Genomic DNA, 14055 nt, shown 5'->3' with positions numbered 1-14055 from the left:
GCCTCACGTTTTCTCACAGAACCGGCCATTCCGACCCATGTCCAAGCCCGACAAACTCAAGGCGCGTGCACCGCGCGGCTTTGCCGACCGCGGCCCTGCCGAAATCGCCGCGACCGAGCGCATGCTCGCGGCGATCCGCGAGGTTTACGAACTCTACGGCTTCGAGGGGGTCGAGACGCCCTTCGTCGAGTACACGGACGCGCTCGGCAAGTTCCTGCCCGACCAGGACCGGCCCAACGAGGGCGTGTTCTCGTTCCAGGACGATGACGAGCAATGGCTCTCGCTGCGCTACGACCTGACGGCGCCGCTCGCCCGCTACGTGGCCGAGAATTTCGACGCCCTGCCAAAGCCTTATCGCAGCTATCGGGCCGGCTGGGTGTTCCGCAACGAGAAGCCCGGCCCCGGCCGCTTCCGCCAGTTCATGCAGTTCGACGCCGACACGGTGGGCGCGGCTTCCGTGGCGGCCGATGCGGAGATCTGCATGATGGCGGCCGACACCCTGGAGCGGGTCGGCATCGGGCGCGGCGACTTCGTCATCAAGGTCAATAACCGCAAGGTGCTCGACGGCGTGCTGGAGGCTATCGGCCTCGGCGGGGAGGACCAGGCGGGCCAGCGCCTCACGGTGCTGCGCGCCATCGACAAGCTCGACCGCCTCGGCCCCGAGGGCGTGCGCCAGCTCCTTGGCGCAGGCCGCAAGGACGAGAGCGGCGATTTCACCAAGGGTGCGGGGCTCGACCCGGAAGCCATCGCCCGGGTGCTGGCCTTCACGGACGCCAAAGGTGCGGACAACGCCGCGACGGTCGAGAACCTGCGCCAGGTCGTGGGCTCCTCGGCCCGGGGACTCGAGGGGACGAACGAGCTCGCCGAGATCGCCGCCCTCGTGACCGCCTCCGGCTATGGGGATCGCATCGTGATCGATCCCTCCGTGGTGCGCGGCCTCGAATACTATACCGGCCCGGTCTACGAGGCCGAGCTGACCTTCCAGGTCCAGGACGAGGATGGGCGCCCGGTGCGCTTCGGTTCCGTGGGCGGCGGCGGGCGCTATGACGGGCTCGTGGGACGCTTCCGCTCCGAGCCGGTGCCCGCCACCGGGTTCTCCATCGGCGTCTCGCGCCTCTTCTCGGCCCTGCGCATGGTGAACAGCTCCGTCGTATCCGGCGCCGAGCAGCCCGGCCCCGTGGTGGTGCTCGTGATGGACCGGGACCAGACCGCCGCCTACCAGCGCATGGTCGCGCGGCTCCGGCAGGCCGGCATCCGCTCAGAGCTCTATCTCGGCTCCTCGGGCATGAAGGCGCAGATGAAATATGCCGACAAGCGCCAGAGCCCCTGCGTGGTGATCCAGGGCTCCAACGAGCGCGAGCGGGGCGAGGTCGAGATCAAGGACCTGATCGAGGGCGCCAAGGCGGCAGACGCCATCGCGTCCAACGCCGAATGGAAAGCCGCCCGCCCGGCCCAGTTCTCGGTCTCCGAGGACAGCCTGGTGGAAGCCGTGCGCGAGGTGCTGAGCCGGCATTTCGGGTAGGGCCGCATTCGCCTTCCTGCCGCGGTTCGCGAGGGTTTACGGGAGGCGCTATCCGGCCCTCTCCCCCTTGTGGGGGAGAGTTGGAGAGGGGGTGCGAGCGCTACGCTGGATTCAGTTCAGCGCCGACACCCCCACCCTAGCCCTCCCCACAAGGGGGAGGGAAATCCGTCGTGCCCTGTCACTGTCGCGCGAAGGCACTCACCCTGGAAAAGGCGAGCGGACAGGGCCACCCGCGCTGTTCCGCCTCCCCTCTTGTTCCGCCGTCTCGGGAACCCCGCGACGGCTTCCCGGGTTGTCCCGTCAAGCTTGACCGATCAGGAGGACATCATGGCGAAAGCCAAAGCGAAGAAGAGTTCCGACAAGACCAAAGGCAAGGGCAAGAAGGATTCCGGCGCGAAGCTCTCGAAGGCGCTGAGCAAGTTCGCGCCCCTGAAGGATCTGATGAACTCGGATCTCGGCCGCGAGCTCCTGGCCGATGCGCTGATCGCGGCCGCAGGCGCCGCCGCCGCGGCGCTGACCCGCAGCCGCACGGCCAAGAAGGCCGGTGCCGCGACCGCCGAGGCGGGCAGCCTCGCCGCCGACGCAACCCGGGACGCCATGCAGACCGCCGCCGGCGCGGTGGCCGGCGTGGTGAGCGAGACCGCCCGCCAGTTCCTGCCCGCCACCCTCCTGGGCGATGAGGACAAGGACGAGCGCGCCCCGGCCCGCTCCACCGCCAAGGAGACGAAGCCCCGCTACGTCCACCGGACGAGCGACCACAGCAAGCGCAAGACCACCCGCAAGGTCGCCAAGACGGAGAAATCCGGCAAGGGCGGAGGGGCCGCGAAACAGGCCTGATCCCGATCCCGCCCGGCCGCCATTCACCCTTCCGGTCGAAAACGGTCGCGTTCGCGGCCAAGCATTGCTAGAGAGCAGGCGACCACGAGGGTTTGAGCGAGCCAGTGACGGAGACGGATGCCATTCTTGCGCTGATCGCGCTTTTCGAGCGCGAAGGCTATGCGCGTGTCGAGCCGCCGGTGCTGCAGCCGGCGGACGTCTTCGTGGACCTGTCCGGCGAGGACATGCGGCGACGCATGTTCGTGACCCAGGACGCCTCCGGCACGGAACTGTGCCTGCGTCCGGAATACACCATCCCGGTCTGCCTCCGGCATCTCGGCACCCATGGGGCGGAGCCCGCCGGCTACAGCTATGGCGGGCCCGTGTTCCGCATGCGCCCCGGCGAGACGGGCGAATTCCTGCAGGCGGGCCTCGAATCCATCGGCCGGCGCGACATTTCGGCGACCGATGCCGAGATCCTGGGACTTGCACTCGAGGGCCTGGGTCAGATCGGTCTGACGAATGTCCGGGTCCGAATCGGCGACATGGGCCTTCTCAACGCCCTCGTCGATGCCCTGGGCCTCGCGCCCGCAGCCCGGCGCCGGGTGATCCGGGCCATCGTGTCAGGCCGGGGGCTTGCGGCCCTGAACGAGCCGGAGCCACAGGGCCAGGCGGAGCATGCGGGCCTTCTTGCGGCCATTGAGGGCCAGGCCCCGCAGGCCGCCAAGGCCTTCGTGGAGGATATCCTGTCGATCGCCGGCATCGCCCGGGTCGGCGGACGCAGCGCCGGCGAGATCGCCGAGCGCTTCCTGGCCCGCGCGGCGAACCGGGGCGGGCTCGGCGACGAGGCGCGGGCGGTGCTCGAGCGCTATCTCGCGATTTCAGGGGATCCGGACCAGGCGGCAGAGGCCGTCAGACAGCTCGCCCAAGAGGCCGGCCTCGACCTGTCGGCGGCCCTCGACCTCTTCGAGGAGCGCACCGGCTTCATGGCCGCGCGGGGGCTCGATGTGGGCGCCTTCTCGTTCGCGGCCACCTTCGCGCGCAATCTCGACTATTATACGGGCTTCATCTTCGAGGTGCAGGATCCCGGCCGGGCCGACGGTAAGCCGGTGGTGGGCGGCGGACGCTACGACCGCCTCCTGGAGCATCTCGGCGCCGACGAGACGATCCCGGCGGTCGGCTGCTCCTTCTGGCTCGACCGTATCGCAGGGAGCGCCCGATGACCGATTCTCCCCTCATCCTGGCAGTCCCGTCCAAGGGGCGGCTGCAGGAGAACGCGACGGCCTTCTTCGCCCGCGCCGGGCTGGTCTTCACCCAGTCCCGCGGCGCCCGCGACTATCGCGGAACGCTCGCCGGCGTGCCTAACGTGGAGGTCGCGTTCCTCTCGGCCTCCGAGATCGTCAACCAGCTCGCCACCGGAGCCGCCCATCTCGGCGTGACCGGCGAGGACCTGGTCCGCGAGCAGATCGCTGACGCGGATGCGACGGTCGAGATGCTGACACCCCTCGGCTTCGGTCATGCCAACGTGGTGGTGGCCGTGCCGCAGGCCTGGATCGACGTGCGCAGCATGGCGGATCTCGACGAGGTGGCGGCCGACATTCGCGCCCGCCACGGCTACAAGATGCGGGTCGCGACCAAATACGTGAACCTCACCCGCCGGTTCTTCGCCGAGCACGGCATCGCCGATTACCGGATCGTCGAGAGCCTCGGCGCCACCGAGGGCGCACCCGGCGCCGGATCGGCGGAGCTGATCGTCGACATCACCACCACGGGCGCGACCCTGACGGCCAATGCCCTCAAGGTCCTGGACGACGGCGTCATGCTGCGTTCGGAGGCCAACCTCGTGGCCTCGGTCCGGGCTTCCTGGAGCCCGGCCGCCCGGGACGCCGCGACCACGGTGCTGACCCGCATTGCCGCTGAGGAAGAAGCCCGCAACAGCCGGGAGATCCGGGCGGCCCTCGACCCGGCCCGGGCCGCGGGGCTTGCGGCGATCCTCCAGGATTTCGGCGCCACCCTGCCGTTCGGCGAGCCGGAAGGCCGCGAGACGGTGATCCATTGCAAGGCCTCCACAGCCTTCGAGATCGTCGCCGGGCTCCAGAATCTCGGGGCACGGAACATCAGCGTGCGCGCCTTCGACTACCTGTTCGGCTCCAGCAACGCCTTGACCGAGCGGCTCCTGAGGCGGCTCGGCTGAGCCGCCCCTTCCGCCTTCCCTATCGTCCGGCAACGGGACAACGATACGATGGGCGTTGCCTCTGCGGCAAAGGCCCCTTATGGTCCCGCCGTCTCTGTGAATGAGGTCTCCATGAATGCGCTTCGACTTGCGGCGCTCCTGACCGCCCTGGCCGCGGTGCCCGCCGCCTACGCTCAGTCATCGCCCCCGCCCGGCCGCCAGGCCGGACCCACGCGCACGGTCGATTCCAAGGTCCCGCAGCCGGGCCAGCAGGACAAGATCTTCCCCCTCGGCTCCAGCTGGACCGCCGTCAGCCTGAACGGCAAGCCCTTCACGGGCGACCGTCCCAGCTTCACCCTGGACGACCAGCTGCGTGCCCGCGGCTTCGGGGGCTGCAACAACTATTCGGCGACCGCCTATCCGCTGCGTGAGCAGCGCCTCGCGGTCGGCCCCTTCGCCCTGACGAAGAAGAACTGCGCCAAGCCCGCCATGGCATCCGAACAGGCCTTCCTGATCGCCCTGCGCACCGCGGCCCAGTGGGACATCCAAGGCCCGATCCTGACCATCCGCACCCAGAACGGCGAACTGAAGTTCGAGCGAGCCCTCTGAGGCTCCACGTTCGGAAAATGGAACGAAGGCCGGCTTCACGCCGGCCTTTTTCGTGCGCGGATTTGATGCGCGCTGATTTCTGGTGAAAGGCGGGAGCCCCTCCCCACAAGGGGGAGGGAAACCCGTCGCGCTTGTCTCCGCGAAGTGCCCTACTCGGCCGGCTGGGGCTGGTGGCGCAGATCGACGGGGGCGTAGAGGCCGTCCGGCTGCTTCTGCATGTCCACACGCCGGTCATGGAAGGCCGCGAGAGTGGAGCGATGGCCGATGGACACGATGGTGGTCTCCGGCAGCTTGGCCTTCAACATGTCGTAGATCTCGGCCTCGGTCGGCTCATCGAGGGCCGCCGTCGCCTCGTCGAGGAAGAGCCAGTCGGGCCGCGCCAGCACGGCGCGGGCGATGGCAAGGCGCTGCTGCTCGCCGAGCGAGAGGGTCTGCGCCCAGGCGCGCTCCTCGTCGAGCCTGTCCACGAGGGCCGGCAGCCTGGCGGCGCGCAGGGCCTCCCGGATGACAGCATCGTCGTAGATGCCCTGCATGCCCGGATAGGTGACGGCCGCGCGCAGGGAGCCCATCGGGATGTACGGCCGCTGGGGCAGGAGCATCATAGTCTGCCCGGCCGGGATCCGAATCTGCCCCTCGCCGTAGGGCCAGATCCCCGAAATGGCGCGGAACAGGGTGGATTTGCCGGAGCCCGAAGGCCCGGTGAGGAGCGTGGTCTCGCCCTGGCGGAACGCGATGCCGTCCGCCCGCATGAGCGGCCGGCCCTCCGGCAGCGCCACCGTGAGGCCCGAGACCTCCAGGTCCGCCTCGGGGGTCTCGACCAGCTCCACATGCTCGTCCTTGCCCCTCCGGCGCACATTCTCGATGGCGGCCTCGAAGGTCAGGAGACGGTCGACCACGGCCTTGTAGCTCGCGATCGTCGAATAGGACGTGATGAAGAAGTCCAGCGCCCCCTGGACGCTCGAGAAGGCGCCCACGGTCTGCTGCATCTGGCCGAGGCTGATCTTGTCGATGAAGTAGTAGGGCGCGGTCAGGATGTAGGGCACCACCACGTTGGCCTGGAAATAGGCAGCCTGGAAAATCGTGAGGTTCATCACCCGGCGCACGATGCGCATGAAGTTGTCGACGATCATGCCGAAGCGCCCGCCGAGGGCCTGCTTCTCGGCATCCTCACCGCCGAGAAGGGCGACCTGCTCGGTGTATTCGCGCAGGCGCGCCAGGGAGAAGCGGTAATCCGCCTCCACCCTCTCCTGCTGGAAGTAGAGGCCGATAAGCGGCCGGCCGATCACGTGGGTGAGCCAAGTGCCCATCAGGGCGTAGAGGATCGCGACCCAAACCAGGAGGCCCGGCACGGGGATGTCGGTTCCCGGCAGGGTGAAGTCCCGGGACAGGGCCCACAGGATGGCGATGAAGGAGACCAGGGTCGCCGACTGGTTCATGAGGCCGATGGAGAGCGTATAGGTCTGGTCCACGTAATTGCGCAGATCGTCCGCGATACGCTGGTCCGGGTTGTCCGCCTCGCGCGAGACGAGCTGCATGCGGTAGTGGGTCCCGTCCCCCAGCCATTCGCGCACATAAAGGCCGTTGAGGAATGTGCGCCAGCGGATGCGCAGCACGTATTGCGACACGATCTCGACCAGCGCCACGGAGATGTACACGGCGGCGAGCGGCACGAAGATCCAGAACAGCTGATACCAGAAGGCCGCCCCGTCCTTCGCCTGGAGCGCGTTGAACATGTCGCGGCTGAAGAAGTTGAACCGGACGCTGAGCGCCACCTGGCCCAGATTGATCAGGATCAGGAAGGCGAGCAGGGCCGTGCCGATCGCCCCCTCGGAGGCCCGCACCGTGCCGATGATCGGGATGCGAATCTCGCTCGGCGCAGCGGAGTCGAAATAGCGGTCGGCGATCCCCATGATCTTCCGGATCACGGGAATTCGCGACACGCCGTAGATCACGAAGGCGAAGATTGTCGCGCCCACTGGCATCGAAGCCGGCGGCACGTAGCCGCCCAGGTCTCCCGTGATGAGCCCGAACGCATCCGCGACGAGAAGCCCGGCCATGAGGACTTCCACGCCCGCCAGCACGGCCACGAAGACCTTGAGAAACTTGGGCATGTCCCGCGCCAGGAACAGGGCCACGGCCAGCCCGAGCAGGGAGACCGGCAGCAGAAATGACACGGGAACCCCGCTCATCGGGAACGAGAACAGGGCAAGACCCAGGAGTCCCGCCGCTAGGCTGGCCTTCACCATCACATGATCCTCTTAATCATACGCCACGGCCCGGGGCCGGCCCGGCAGCCGATCCGACGAAGCCGTGGCAAAGATATGGACAGATTTCTGTTTTGTTGCGACTGAATTTTTCGTAATGCGGAGAAAGCCTTACTTGGCTGGAATTTGGCCCCGACCTTAGCCGGGAATGCCACGGAACCTTGCACGCCGAACGGGCGTCGACACAGGACTTATAGACCGGCAGCGCGACGTTCTGTCCGTCAGGATTATCCGATTTATAGAACGAAAAGATTGACATAGAGAACACCATCGGGCATTGCTCCGCCGAAGAAAGCGACGGCCCCGAATGAATGCACCTCTTGGATATCTCGACGATCCTGCGCTTCAGCGCCTCGTGCCGGCTGAGCCCATCGTCCGGCTCGTGGGCGTGTCCAAGGTCTATCCCGGCCGCCACGGCGCGCCCGTTTCGGCCTTGGACGGCATCGACCTCACGGTCGCGAAAGGCTCGGTGCTGGGTGTCATCGGCCGTTCGGGGGCCGGCAAGTCGACCCTGATCCGCCTCGTCAACGGACTCGAGAAACCAAGCTCCGGCCGCGTGATCGTCGACGGGTCCGACATCTCGGCCCTGCCCGAGAAGGCGCTGCGTCATGCGCGGCGCTCCATCGGGATGATCTTTCAGCACTTCAACCTGCTCTCCTCCCGCACGGCGGCCGAGAACGTGGCCTTGCCCCTCGAGGTGGCGGGCTACGACAAGGCCGCGATCCCGGCGCGGGTGGACGAGCTTTTGGCCCTCGTCGGCCTCTCGGACAAGCGCAACCGTTATCCGTCCGAGCTTTCGGGCGGGCAGAAGCAGCGCGTCGGCATCGCCCGCGCGCTCGCCACCAACCCGAAGGTGCTTCTCTCAGATGAGGCGACCTCCGCCCTCGACCCGGAGACGACCCGCTCGATCCTCGACCTGCTCTCCCGCATCAATGCGGAGCTCGGGCTCACGATCCTGCTGATCACCCACGAGATGGCCGTGATCCGCTCCATCGCCAAGGAAGTGGCGGTGATCGACGGCGGACGCATCGTCGAGAAAGGCGACGTGTTCGACGTGTTCACCCGGCCGCAGCACGCGGTGACGCGCTCATTCCTGGCCGACGAGACCGGCCGCGCCCTGCCGCCCTACGTGGCGGACCGCCTGCGGCCAGACGTCCAGCCGGGCGGCCAGGCGGTGGTGCGCATCGGCTTCCGCGGCCCCCACGCGACGGACCCGGTCCTCGCGCGACTGGCGCGGAACCTCAACATCGAGGCGAATATCCTGGCCGGATCGGTCGACGAGATCGCCGGGCGGCCCTGCGGCACCCTGGTGGTCGGCGTGCCCGAGGCGTCCCTCGACAAGACCCTCGCGTTCCTCAAGCAATACGGACTCGACACGGAGGTTCTCGGCCATGTCGCCTGAGATGATCCGCCTGCTCGCCGGCGCTACCGGCGAGACCCTCCTCATGGTCGCAATCTCGGCCGGCCTCGGTACGCTCTTTGGCCTGCCGCTTGGTGTCTTTCTGGCCACCAGCGGACGCGGCGAACTCTTCGCGGCGCCCTGGGCAAACCGGGTGCTCGGCGTCATTGTCAACGCCACCCGCTCGACCCCCTTCATCATCCTGGTCGTTGCGATCATCCCGTTCACGCGTCTGGTCGCCGGAACCTCCATCGGCACCAATGCGGCGATCGTACCCCTCACGGTCGCGGCCGCGCCGTTCATCGCCCGCCTGATCGAAGGTGCGATCCGCGAGGTGGATCAGGGCCTGATCGAGGCCGCGCGCGCCTTCGGCGCAAGCCCGCTGCAGATCGTTCTCAAGGTGCTGATCCCGGAAGCGCTGCCCGGCATCGTGCTGGGCCTGACCCTCGCGGTCGTGTCGCTCATCGGCTACTCGGCCATGGTCGGCGCGGTCGGTGGCGGCGGCCTCGGCGATCTCGGGATCCGCTACGGCTACCAGCGCTTCATGCCCGAGATGATGCTCGCCGTGGTCGTGGTGCTGATCGTCCTCGTGCAGGCTCTCCAGAGCCTCGGCGATCTCATTGCCCGCCACGTCAACAAGCGCATCCGCCACGCCTGATTTCACTCGTCGAACAGGAAAGACCGATATGTCCCTGAAACGTCTGGGCCTCGTAGCCCTTCTCTCCCTCGCTAGCCTGCCCGCCCTGGCGCAGCAGACGCAGACCATCCGCATCGGCGTGACGCCGGGCCCGCACGCGCAGATCCTCGAAGCCGTAAAGCCCATCGCGGCCAAGAAGGGCCTCGACATCAAGATCGTCGAGTTCTCCGACTATGTGGTGCCGAACGCGGCGCTCGCGTCCGGCGAACTGGAGGCGAACTCGTTCCAGCACCAGCCCTATCTCGACAACCAGAAGGCCGACCGCGGCTACAAGATTGAGACCGTGGCGACGACCGTGAACTTCCCGATCGGCGTCTATTCGAAGAAGCACAAGGCGTTCGATGCGCTGCCGAACGGCGCCACCGTGGCGATCCCGAACGATCCTACGAATGGCGGCCGCGCGCTTCTGCTGCTGCAGGACAAAGGTCTCCTGAAGCTGAAGGACGGTGTCGGCTTCAAGCCGACAATCATCGACATCACCGAGAACGCCAAGAAGTTGAAATTCGTCGAGATCGACGCCGCTCAGGCGCCCCGCGTGCTCGACGACGTGGACATCGCCGTCATCAACACCAACTACGCCACGCAGGCCGGCCTCGACCCAGTAAAGGACGCGCTGACCCGCGAGAACCCGAAGGGTCCTTACGTGAACATCATCGTCGTGCGCAGCGAGGACCAGGACAAGCCGTGGGTGAAGACCCTGGTCGAGTCCTACCACACGCCCGAGGTGAAGGAGTTCGTCGAGAAGACCTTCAAGGGCGCGGTCCTGACCAGCTGGTAAGCCGGTCGAAACCATTCCTCCCGAACTGGCCGGGCGCCATGCCCGGCCTTTTTATGGCCTGTTCACGGCAGCTCCGCCCATAAGGCGGCCCGCGCCAGGAGCCCGAAGGGTGAGGCCAGAAGCCCGTTGGGAAATCTGTGAGGGAAGCGACGCAGGAGACTCGTGAGCCGCGGCTTCAGTGACGGCTCATATGTCGCGAACCACAGGCCGCGGTGGATAAACGGCAGGAGCGATTCGAGCTCGGCACTGGCAGGTAGCGCGTCCCAGCGGTGGGTGGATGCGGGGCCGCGTAGGCCAATCAGGTCGTTGTAGGTCTCGTCGGAGAGGAGCACATTCTCCGAATAGATGCGCGCGAAGGCAGCCATATCGGCCTCGGAGACCAGGATGCCGGCACGCTGGCAGGCGAGCGGAAATTCTAGTGTGACGGCCGCCTTCCAGAACGCCTCCGGCGTAGCGGGCCGCTTTGAGAAGGGGTCTGGGATATAAGCCCAATAAGCGGCGCCCCGCTCGTCCTGTATGCTGACGCGCCTGAACCCGTTCCAGAGCAGCTCCAGGCGCCCCATGAGCTTGCGGTCGCCCGTAACGCGATAGATTTCGGTGCCTGCGGCCGCGAGCGCATGAACATGGTTCTGTGCCTCGAAAGTCTGGGGCGACAGCCAGGAGCGATAATAGCCCTCCCGACCGCCCTTCATCACGGCGAAGAGATGGTCGAACTCCCACAGCCCTTGGGAGAGATCATGTATGTGCGCGGCGAACTCGTCCGCGAGCGGATCGTTTCGCGGAAGCGCGTTAGCGAAGACCGCGATCGGGAGGGAGACGAGTCCCGTGACAGTTACATCCGTAATGCGCTTCGTCGCGCCATGGACCGGCCAGGGCGCCCCCCAGGATTTGACCACGCGGCCCGCTACCTCGTCCTTGCGTCCCGTGCGGTCGTCCCGCAGGGCCATGATCCGGCGAGCCGCATCGACGAACAGGGTTCGGAAACGCTCCTGTCCGCTGACCGTCCAGAGGAGGATCGCGGCACGTCCCGTATAGGACCAGGACCACGCAAAGACCTGCCCGCGATCCTCGATGGCAGGAAGACCCTTGGCTTGCGGGTCGAGCACGTTGTGGATTTGCAGCGCAATGGCATCATAGAGCACGTCGAGATGTGGCCGCGCGCCGCTGAAGCGACCGAGATCGACGGGCCCGTCCGCCATGGCAGCAGGATCGTCGACCAGCGCGGCGATTTCGCGGTGCCCCAGGACCTCTCCGCCCGCGAGTGCATTCCATGTAGCCATGTAGCGGTTGAGCGGACTGTTCTGTGCCATCGCGCGCCCTGTTCCGGCAAGGGCCAGCGCGGCCACCACGGCTAGGACATGACGCCGGCTGATAGACGAAACCATGAGAACCTCGTTGCATTACGGAAGCGGACGGGACACGGCCCTCCGTTCCAGCAGCTCCGAAATAGGGCGGGCGATAACGCCCGCCACAATCTTTGGTTCGAATGGGCCCATGCTTGACAAGAACCCGGCATCCATCCTTGATCATCAGATGAAATAAGCCGGCTCACGATTCCGGCATTCGGGAGGGAATCTCATGCGTCTTTCGATCCTCGGCCTCTCATTGGCGAGCGCTGTGTGCGCCATGCCGCTCGCCGCTCAGGCGCAGGCACCGCTTACGGTCTATTGCTCCATCCTCGAGGAGCAGTGCCGCGTCGGCGTGGCGGCCTTTGAGAAGGCGACGGGCGCGAAGGTCACGATGGTGCGAAAGAGCACAGGCGAGACGCTCGCACAGATCCGCGCCGAAGCCTCCAACCCGCGCGCTGACGTGTGGTGGGGCGGCCCCGGCGACTCGCACATCCAGGCGGCCGAGGAAGGGCTGACGGCCGAGTACAAGTCGCCGATGCTGCCGCAGCTTCACGACTGGGCCGCCCGCTTCGCCGAGCAGGCGGGCTACCGCTCCACAGGCACCTATCTCGGTGCGCTGGGTATCGGCTACAACACCAAAGTGCTGGCGAGCCGCAATCTGCCCGAGCCGAAATGCTGGGCCGACCTGCTCGATCCGAAGTATCACGACGAGGTCCAGGTCTCCGACCCGAACTCCTCCGGCACGGCCTATGTGTTCCTGGCCACCCTCGTGCAACTCATGGGCGAGGACAAGGCTTTCGACTACATGAAGGCCCTGCACAAGAACATCAATCAGTACACCAAGTCCGGCGCCGCCCCCGTGAAGGCCACGGCCCTCGGCGAGACCGCCATCGGCATCGCGTTCATGCACGACATGGTGACGATGATTGCCGACGGCGCGCCCGTGAAGACCATCGCACCTTGCGAGGGAACGGGCTACGAGACCGGCTCGGTCTCCATCGTGAAGGGTGGCAAGAACCCAGAGGCGGCGCAGAAATTCGTGGACTGGGCTCTCTCGGCCGATGCGCAGAAGCTCGTTGGCGCGGACCTGAAGATCTACTCGATCCCGTCCAACAAGAGCGCTCCGGTCTCGGCCGATGCGCCCAAGCTCTCCGAGATGAAGCTCATCACCTATGACACCGCGAAATACGGCTCGGTGGCCGAGCGCACGCGCCTCCTGAAGAAGTGGGACGCCGAGGTGAAGTCGGCTCCGAAATAGAGCTTTGTTTCACGACGGAATGAAAGGCGCCGCGGCTCCAGGGCCCGGCGCCTTTCTCATTTCTGCCGCGGCTCCTTGAGGTTTCGTCCGGCCGTGACGAGGCGTCCTGCTCGCTTCGCCACGACGGCCTCGCACAGCGCATAGGCGGCGTTGCGTACCTCCTCCTGCACGGCGGTATCCCGGTCGAGATCTTCGTGGCTCGTCGCATAGGGCTGCCAGTAGCCGATATAGCGGTCGAGTTCAGCAGGCGCGCCGGCCGGGATGAGTTCCATGTCGGTGAGCCAGTCGGCGATCAGGCGACGCAAATTCTCGACGCCCGCCGCGTCTCCGTGCACCACGACCGAGAACAGGCGCCTTGCCAGGTGCTTGGGATAATCCCAGCCTTCCAGCTCGATCTCCTTGGCGCGCCTTGCATCCTTGCCGTGTGTACGCGTCGGATCCGGGTTTCCGCCATCGGCGCAGACGAGACGGTCCATCATCAGCTTCAGGGGCGACGTGGCCTGATACCAGTTCACGGGCGTCACGATCATGATTCCGTGGGCCTCGACCCATTTCGGATAGATCTCGTTCATCCAGTCCTGCGTCTGGCCCAAGGAATAGTTCGGGTAGCAGGAACAGGGCCAGTGACAAAGCGCAGCCGCAGTCGAGAAGCAGGCCTTGCAGGGATGGATATGGCGGCCGTATTCGGCCGCAAGCCGGCTCAGCTCCAGCACTTCGACGACCATGTCCGGCACGCCGGCGAAGACCTGCTGCGCAATCTCGACCAGGCGATAGCTCTTCGACATCTCGCCCGGGCAGGTATGCTCGCTGCGGGAGGACGCGCTGATCAGCAGAATGCGCGTTGGCCCGTCCGCATCCTCATGCCGTCGCTGAGCGTCGATGATCGCATCTTGAGCCGCCTTCCAATCGACGGCGAGGTCGTAGTCCGGATCCGCAAAGCCCGGCCCGGCCTTGCGGGTCCGCGGGCTCTTGCGGGAGTGGCTGTAGGCATCCCAGGCAGCTGCCGTAATGCGGTCGAGCTCTGCCGAGAGCGGATCGAAGGCTGGGTCCTGAAACTGGCCGCGAAAGCGCCTGCGGAACTCCTCTTCGCTCAAGGTGGGGTCCGGCGTTCCCTTACGCGGCTCCGGTGCGGGCACGGCGCTCTCCTCACGATGTCACGAAAGCTCGGCTGCGGAACGTGGTCGCCGTTG

General features: G+C 66.6%; 12 protein-coding genes. 9 read left to right on the top strand and 3 right to left on the bottom strand.

Annotation, left to right across the window (positions count from 1 at the left end; genetic code table 11):
• The first annotated feature begins 37 nt into the window (after nucleotides 1-37).
• The 5 genes from hisS (at nucleotide 38) to C4E04_RS04010 (ending at nucleotide 5120) form a co-directional block, all read left to right on the top strand.
• A complete protein-coding gene (gene hisS, locus C4E04_RS04030; RefSeq protein WP_109595203.1) occupies nucleotides 38-1522 on the top strand; it encodes a histidine--tRNA ligase in 1485 nt (494 codons plus the stop codon).
• Nucleotides 1523-1849: 327 nt separating this feature from the next.
• On the top strand, nucleotides 1850-2359 hold the full coding sequence (locus tag C4E04_RS04025; protein WP_109595201.1) for a hypothetical protein: 510 nt from the start codon (nucleotides 1850-1852) through the stop codon (nucleotides 2357-2359).
• A gap of 104 nt (nucleotides 2360-2463) precedes the next feature.
• On the top strand, nucleotides 2464-3561 hold the full coding sequence (locus C4E04_RS04020; RefSeq protein WP_109595199.1) for an ATP phosphoribosyltransferase regulatory subunit: 1098 nt from the start codon (nucleotides 2464-2466) through the stop codon (nucleotides 3559-3561).
• A complete protein-coding gene (gene hisG, locus C4E04_RS04015; protein WP_109595197.1) occupies nucleotides 3558-4532 on the top strand; it encodes an ATP phosphoribosyltransferase in 975 nt (324 codons plus the stop codon). Before C4E04_RS04020 ends, hisG begins: the two co-directional genes overlap by 4 nt.
• 111 nt (nucleotides 4533-4643) lie before the next feature.
• The gene (locus C4E04_RS04010; protein ID WP_109595195.1) at nucleotides 4644-5120 is read left to right on the top strand and encodes an META domain-containing protein; all 477 of its coding nucleotides are present in this window, start codon (nucleotides 4644-4646) and stop codon (nucleotides 5118-5120) included.
• 149 nt (nucleotides 5121-5269) lie between these two features.
• On the opposite strand, the gene C4E04_RS04005 is transcribed toward C4E04_RS04010, so the two are convergent.
• Nucleotides 5270-7366: an ABC transporter ATP-binding protein/permease gene (locus tag C4E04_RS04005; protein ID WP_109595192.1), complete on the bottom strand. Its 2097-nt coding sequence runs from the start codon at nucleotides 7364-7366 to the stop codon at nucleotides 5270-5272.
• A gap of 325 nt (nucleotides 7367-7691) precedes the next feature.
• Here C4E04_RS04005 and C4E04_RS04000 point away from each other — a divergent pair, with 325 nt between their 5' ends.
• From C4E04_RS04000 to C4E04_RS03990, 3 genes are read left to right on the top strand one after another with little or no spacing between them, the layout of a single operon-like run.
• On the top strand, nucleotides 7692-8786 hold the full coding sequence (locus tag C4E04_RS04000) for a methionine ABC transporter ATP-binding protein (protein ID WP_109595190.1): 1095 nt from the start codon (nucleotides 7692-7694) through the stop codon (nucleotides 8784-8786).
• Nucleotides 8776-9441, top strand: a complete 666-nt coding sequence (locus C4E04_RS03995; protein WP_109595188.1) for a methionine ABC transporter permease — start codon at nucleotides 8776-8778, stop codon at nucleotides 9439-9441. The genes C4E04_RS04000 and C4E04_RS03995 overlap by 11 nt, the downstream gene beginning before the upstream one ends.
• A 28-nt stretch (nucleotides 9442-9469) precedes the next feature.
• Nucleotides 9470-10258, top strand: a complete 789-nt coding sequence (locus C4E04_RS03990; RefSeq protein WP_109595186.1) for a MetQ/NlpA family ABC transporter substrate-binding protein — start codon at nucleotides 9470-9472, stop codon at nucleotides 10256-10258.
• Nucleotides 10259-10320: 62 nt separating this feature from the next.
• Here the strand turns inward: C4E04_RS03990 and C4E04_RS03985 are convergent, their stop codons facing one another.
• Complete coding sequence (locus tag C4E04_RS03985) at nucleotides 10321-11643, bottom strand: hypothetical protein (protein WP_109595184.1); 1323 nt, start codon at nucleotides 11641-11643, stop codon at nucleotides 10321-10323.
• Nucleotides 11644-11836: 193 nt separating this feature from the next.
• Here C4E04_RS03985 and C4E04_RS03980 point away from each other — a divergent pair, with 193 nt between their 5' ends.
• Nucleotides 11837-12865 (top strand): ABC transporter substrate-binding protein, encoded by a 1029-nt coding sequence (locus tag C4E04_RS03980; RefSeq protein WP_109595182.1) that lies wholly within the window; start codon nucleotides 11837-11839, stop codon nucleotides 12863-12865.
• A gap of 56 nt (nucleotides 12866-12921) precedes the next feature.
• Here C4E04_RS03980 and C4E04_RS03975 read toward each other — a convergent pair whose 3' ends face one another.
• Nucleotides 12922-14001: a flavodoxin family protein gene (locus tag C4E04_RS03975; protein ID WP_109595180.1), complete on the bottom strand. Its 1080-nt coding sequence runs from the start codon at nucleotides 13999-14001 to the stop codon at nucleotides 12922-12924.
• Nucleotides 14002-14055: the final 54 nt, after the last annotated feature.

The organism is Microvirga sp. 17 mud 1-3 (assembly GCF_003151255.1).
In the GTDB taxonomy this organism is placed as follows: Bacteria; Pseudomonadota; Alphaproteobacteria; order Rhizobiales; family Beijerinckiaceae; genus Microvirga.
This window is presented reverse-complemented; position numbering and strand designations above follow the sequence as displayed.

What these genes read in the sequence shown, in the direction of transcription:
- C4E04_RS04010 (WP_109595195.1), top strand. Translation starts at nt 4,644, where the DNA reads ATGAATGCGCTTCGACTTGCGGCGCTCCTGACCGCCCTGGCCGCGGTG.
- C4E04_RS03990 (WP_109595186.1), top strand. Translation starts at nt 9,470, where the DNA reads ATGTCCCTGAAACGTCTGGGCCTCGTAGCCCTTCTCTCCCTCGCTAGC.
- C4E04_RS04005 (WP_109595192.1), bottom strand. Translation starts at nt 7,366, where the DNA reads ATGGTGAAGGCCAGCCTAGCGGCGGGACTCCTGGGTCTTGCCCTGTTC.
- hisS (WP_109595203.1), top strand. Translation starts at nt 38, where the DNA reads ATGTCCAAGCCCGACAAACTCAAGGCGCGTGCACCGCGCGGCTTTGCC.
- hisG (WP_109595197.1), top strand. Translation starts at nt 3,558, where the DNA reads ATGACCGATTCTCCCCTCATCCTGGCAGTCCCGTCCAAGGGGCGGCTG.
- C4E04_RS04000 (WP_109595190.1), top strand. Translation starts at nt 7,692, where the DNA reads ATGAATGCACCTCTTGGATATCTCGACGATCCTGCGCTTCAGCGCCTC.
- C4E04_RS03995 (WP_109595188.1), top strand. Translation starts at nt 8,776, where the DNA reads ATGTCGCCTGAGATGATCCGCCTGCTCGCCGGCGCTACCGGCGAGACC.
- C4E04_RS04025 (WP_109595201.1), top strand. Translation starts at nt 1,850, where the DNA reads ATGGCGAAAGCCAAAGCGAAGAAGAGTTCCGACAAGACCAAAGGCAAG.
- C4E04_RS03980 (WP_109595182.1), top strand. Translation starts at nt 11,837, where the DNA reads ATGCGTCTTTCGATCCTCGGCCTCTCATTGGCGAGCGCTGTGTGCGCC.
- C4E04_RS03985 (WP_109595184.1), bottom strand. Translation starts at nt 11,643, where the DNA reads ATGGTTTCGTCTATCAGCCGGCGTCATGTCCTAGCCGTGGTGGCCGCG.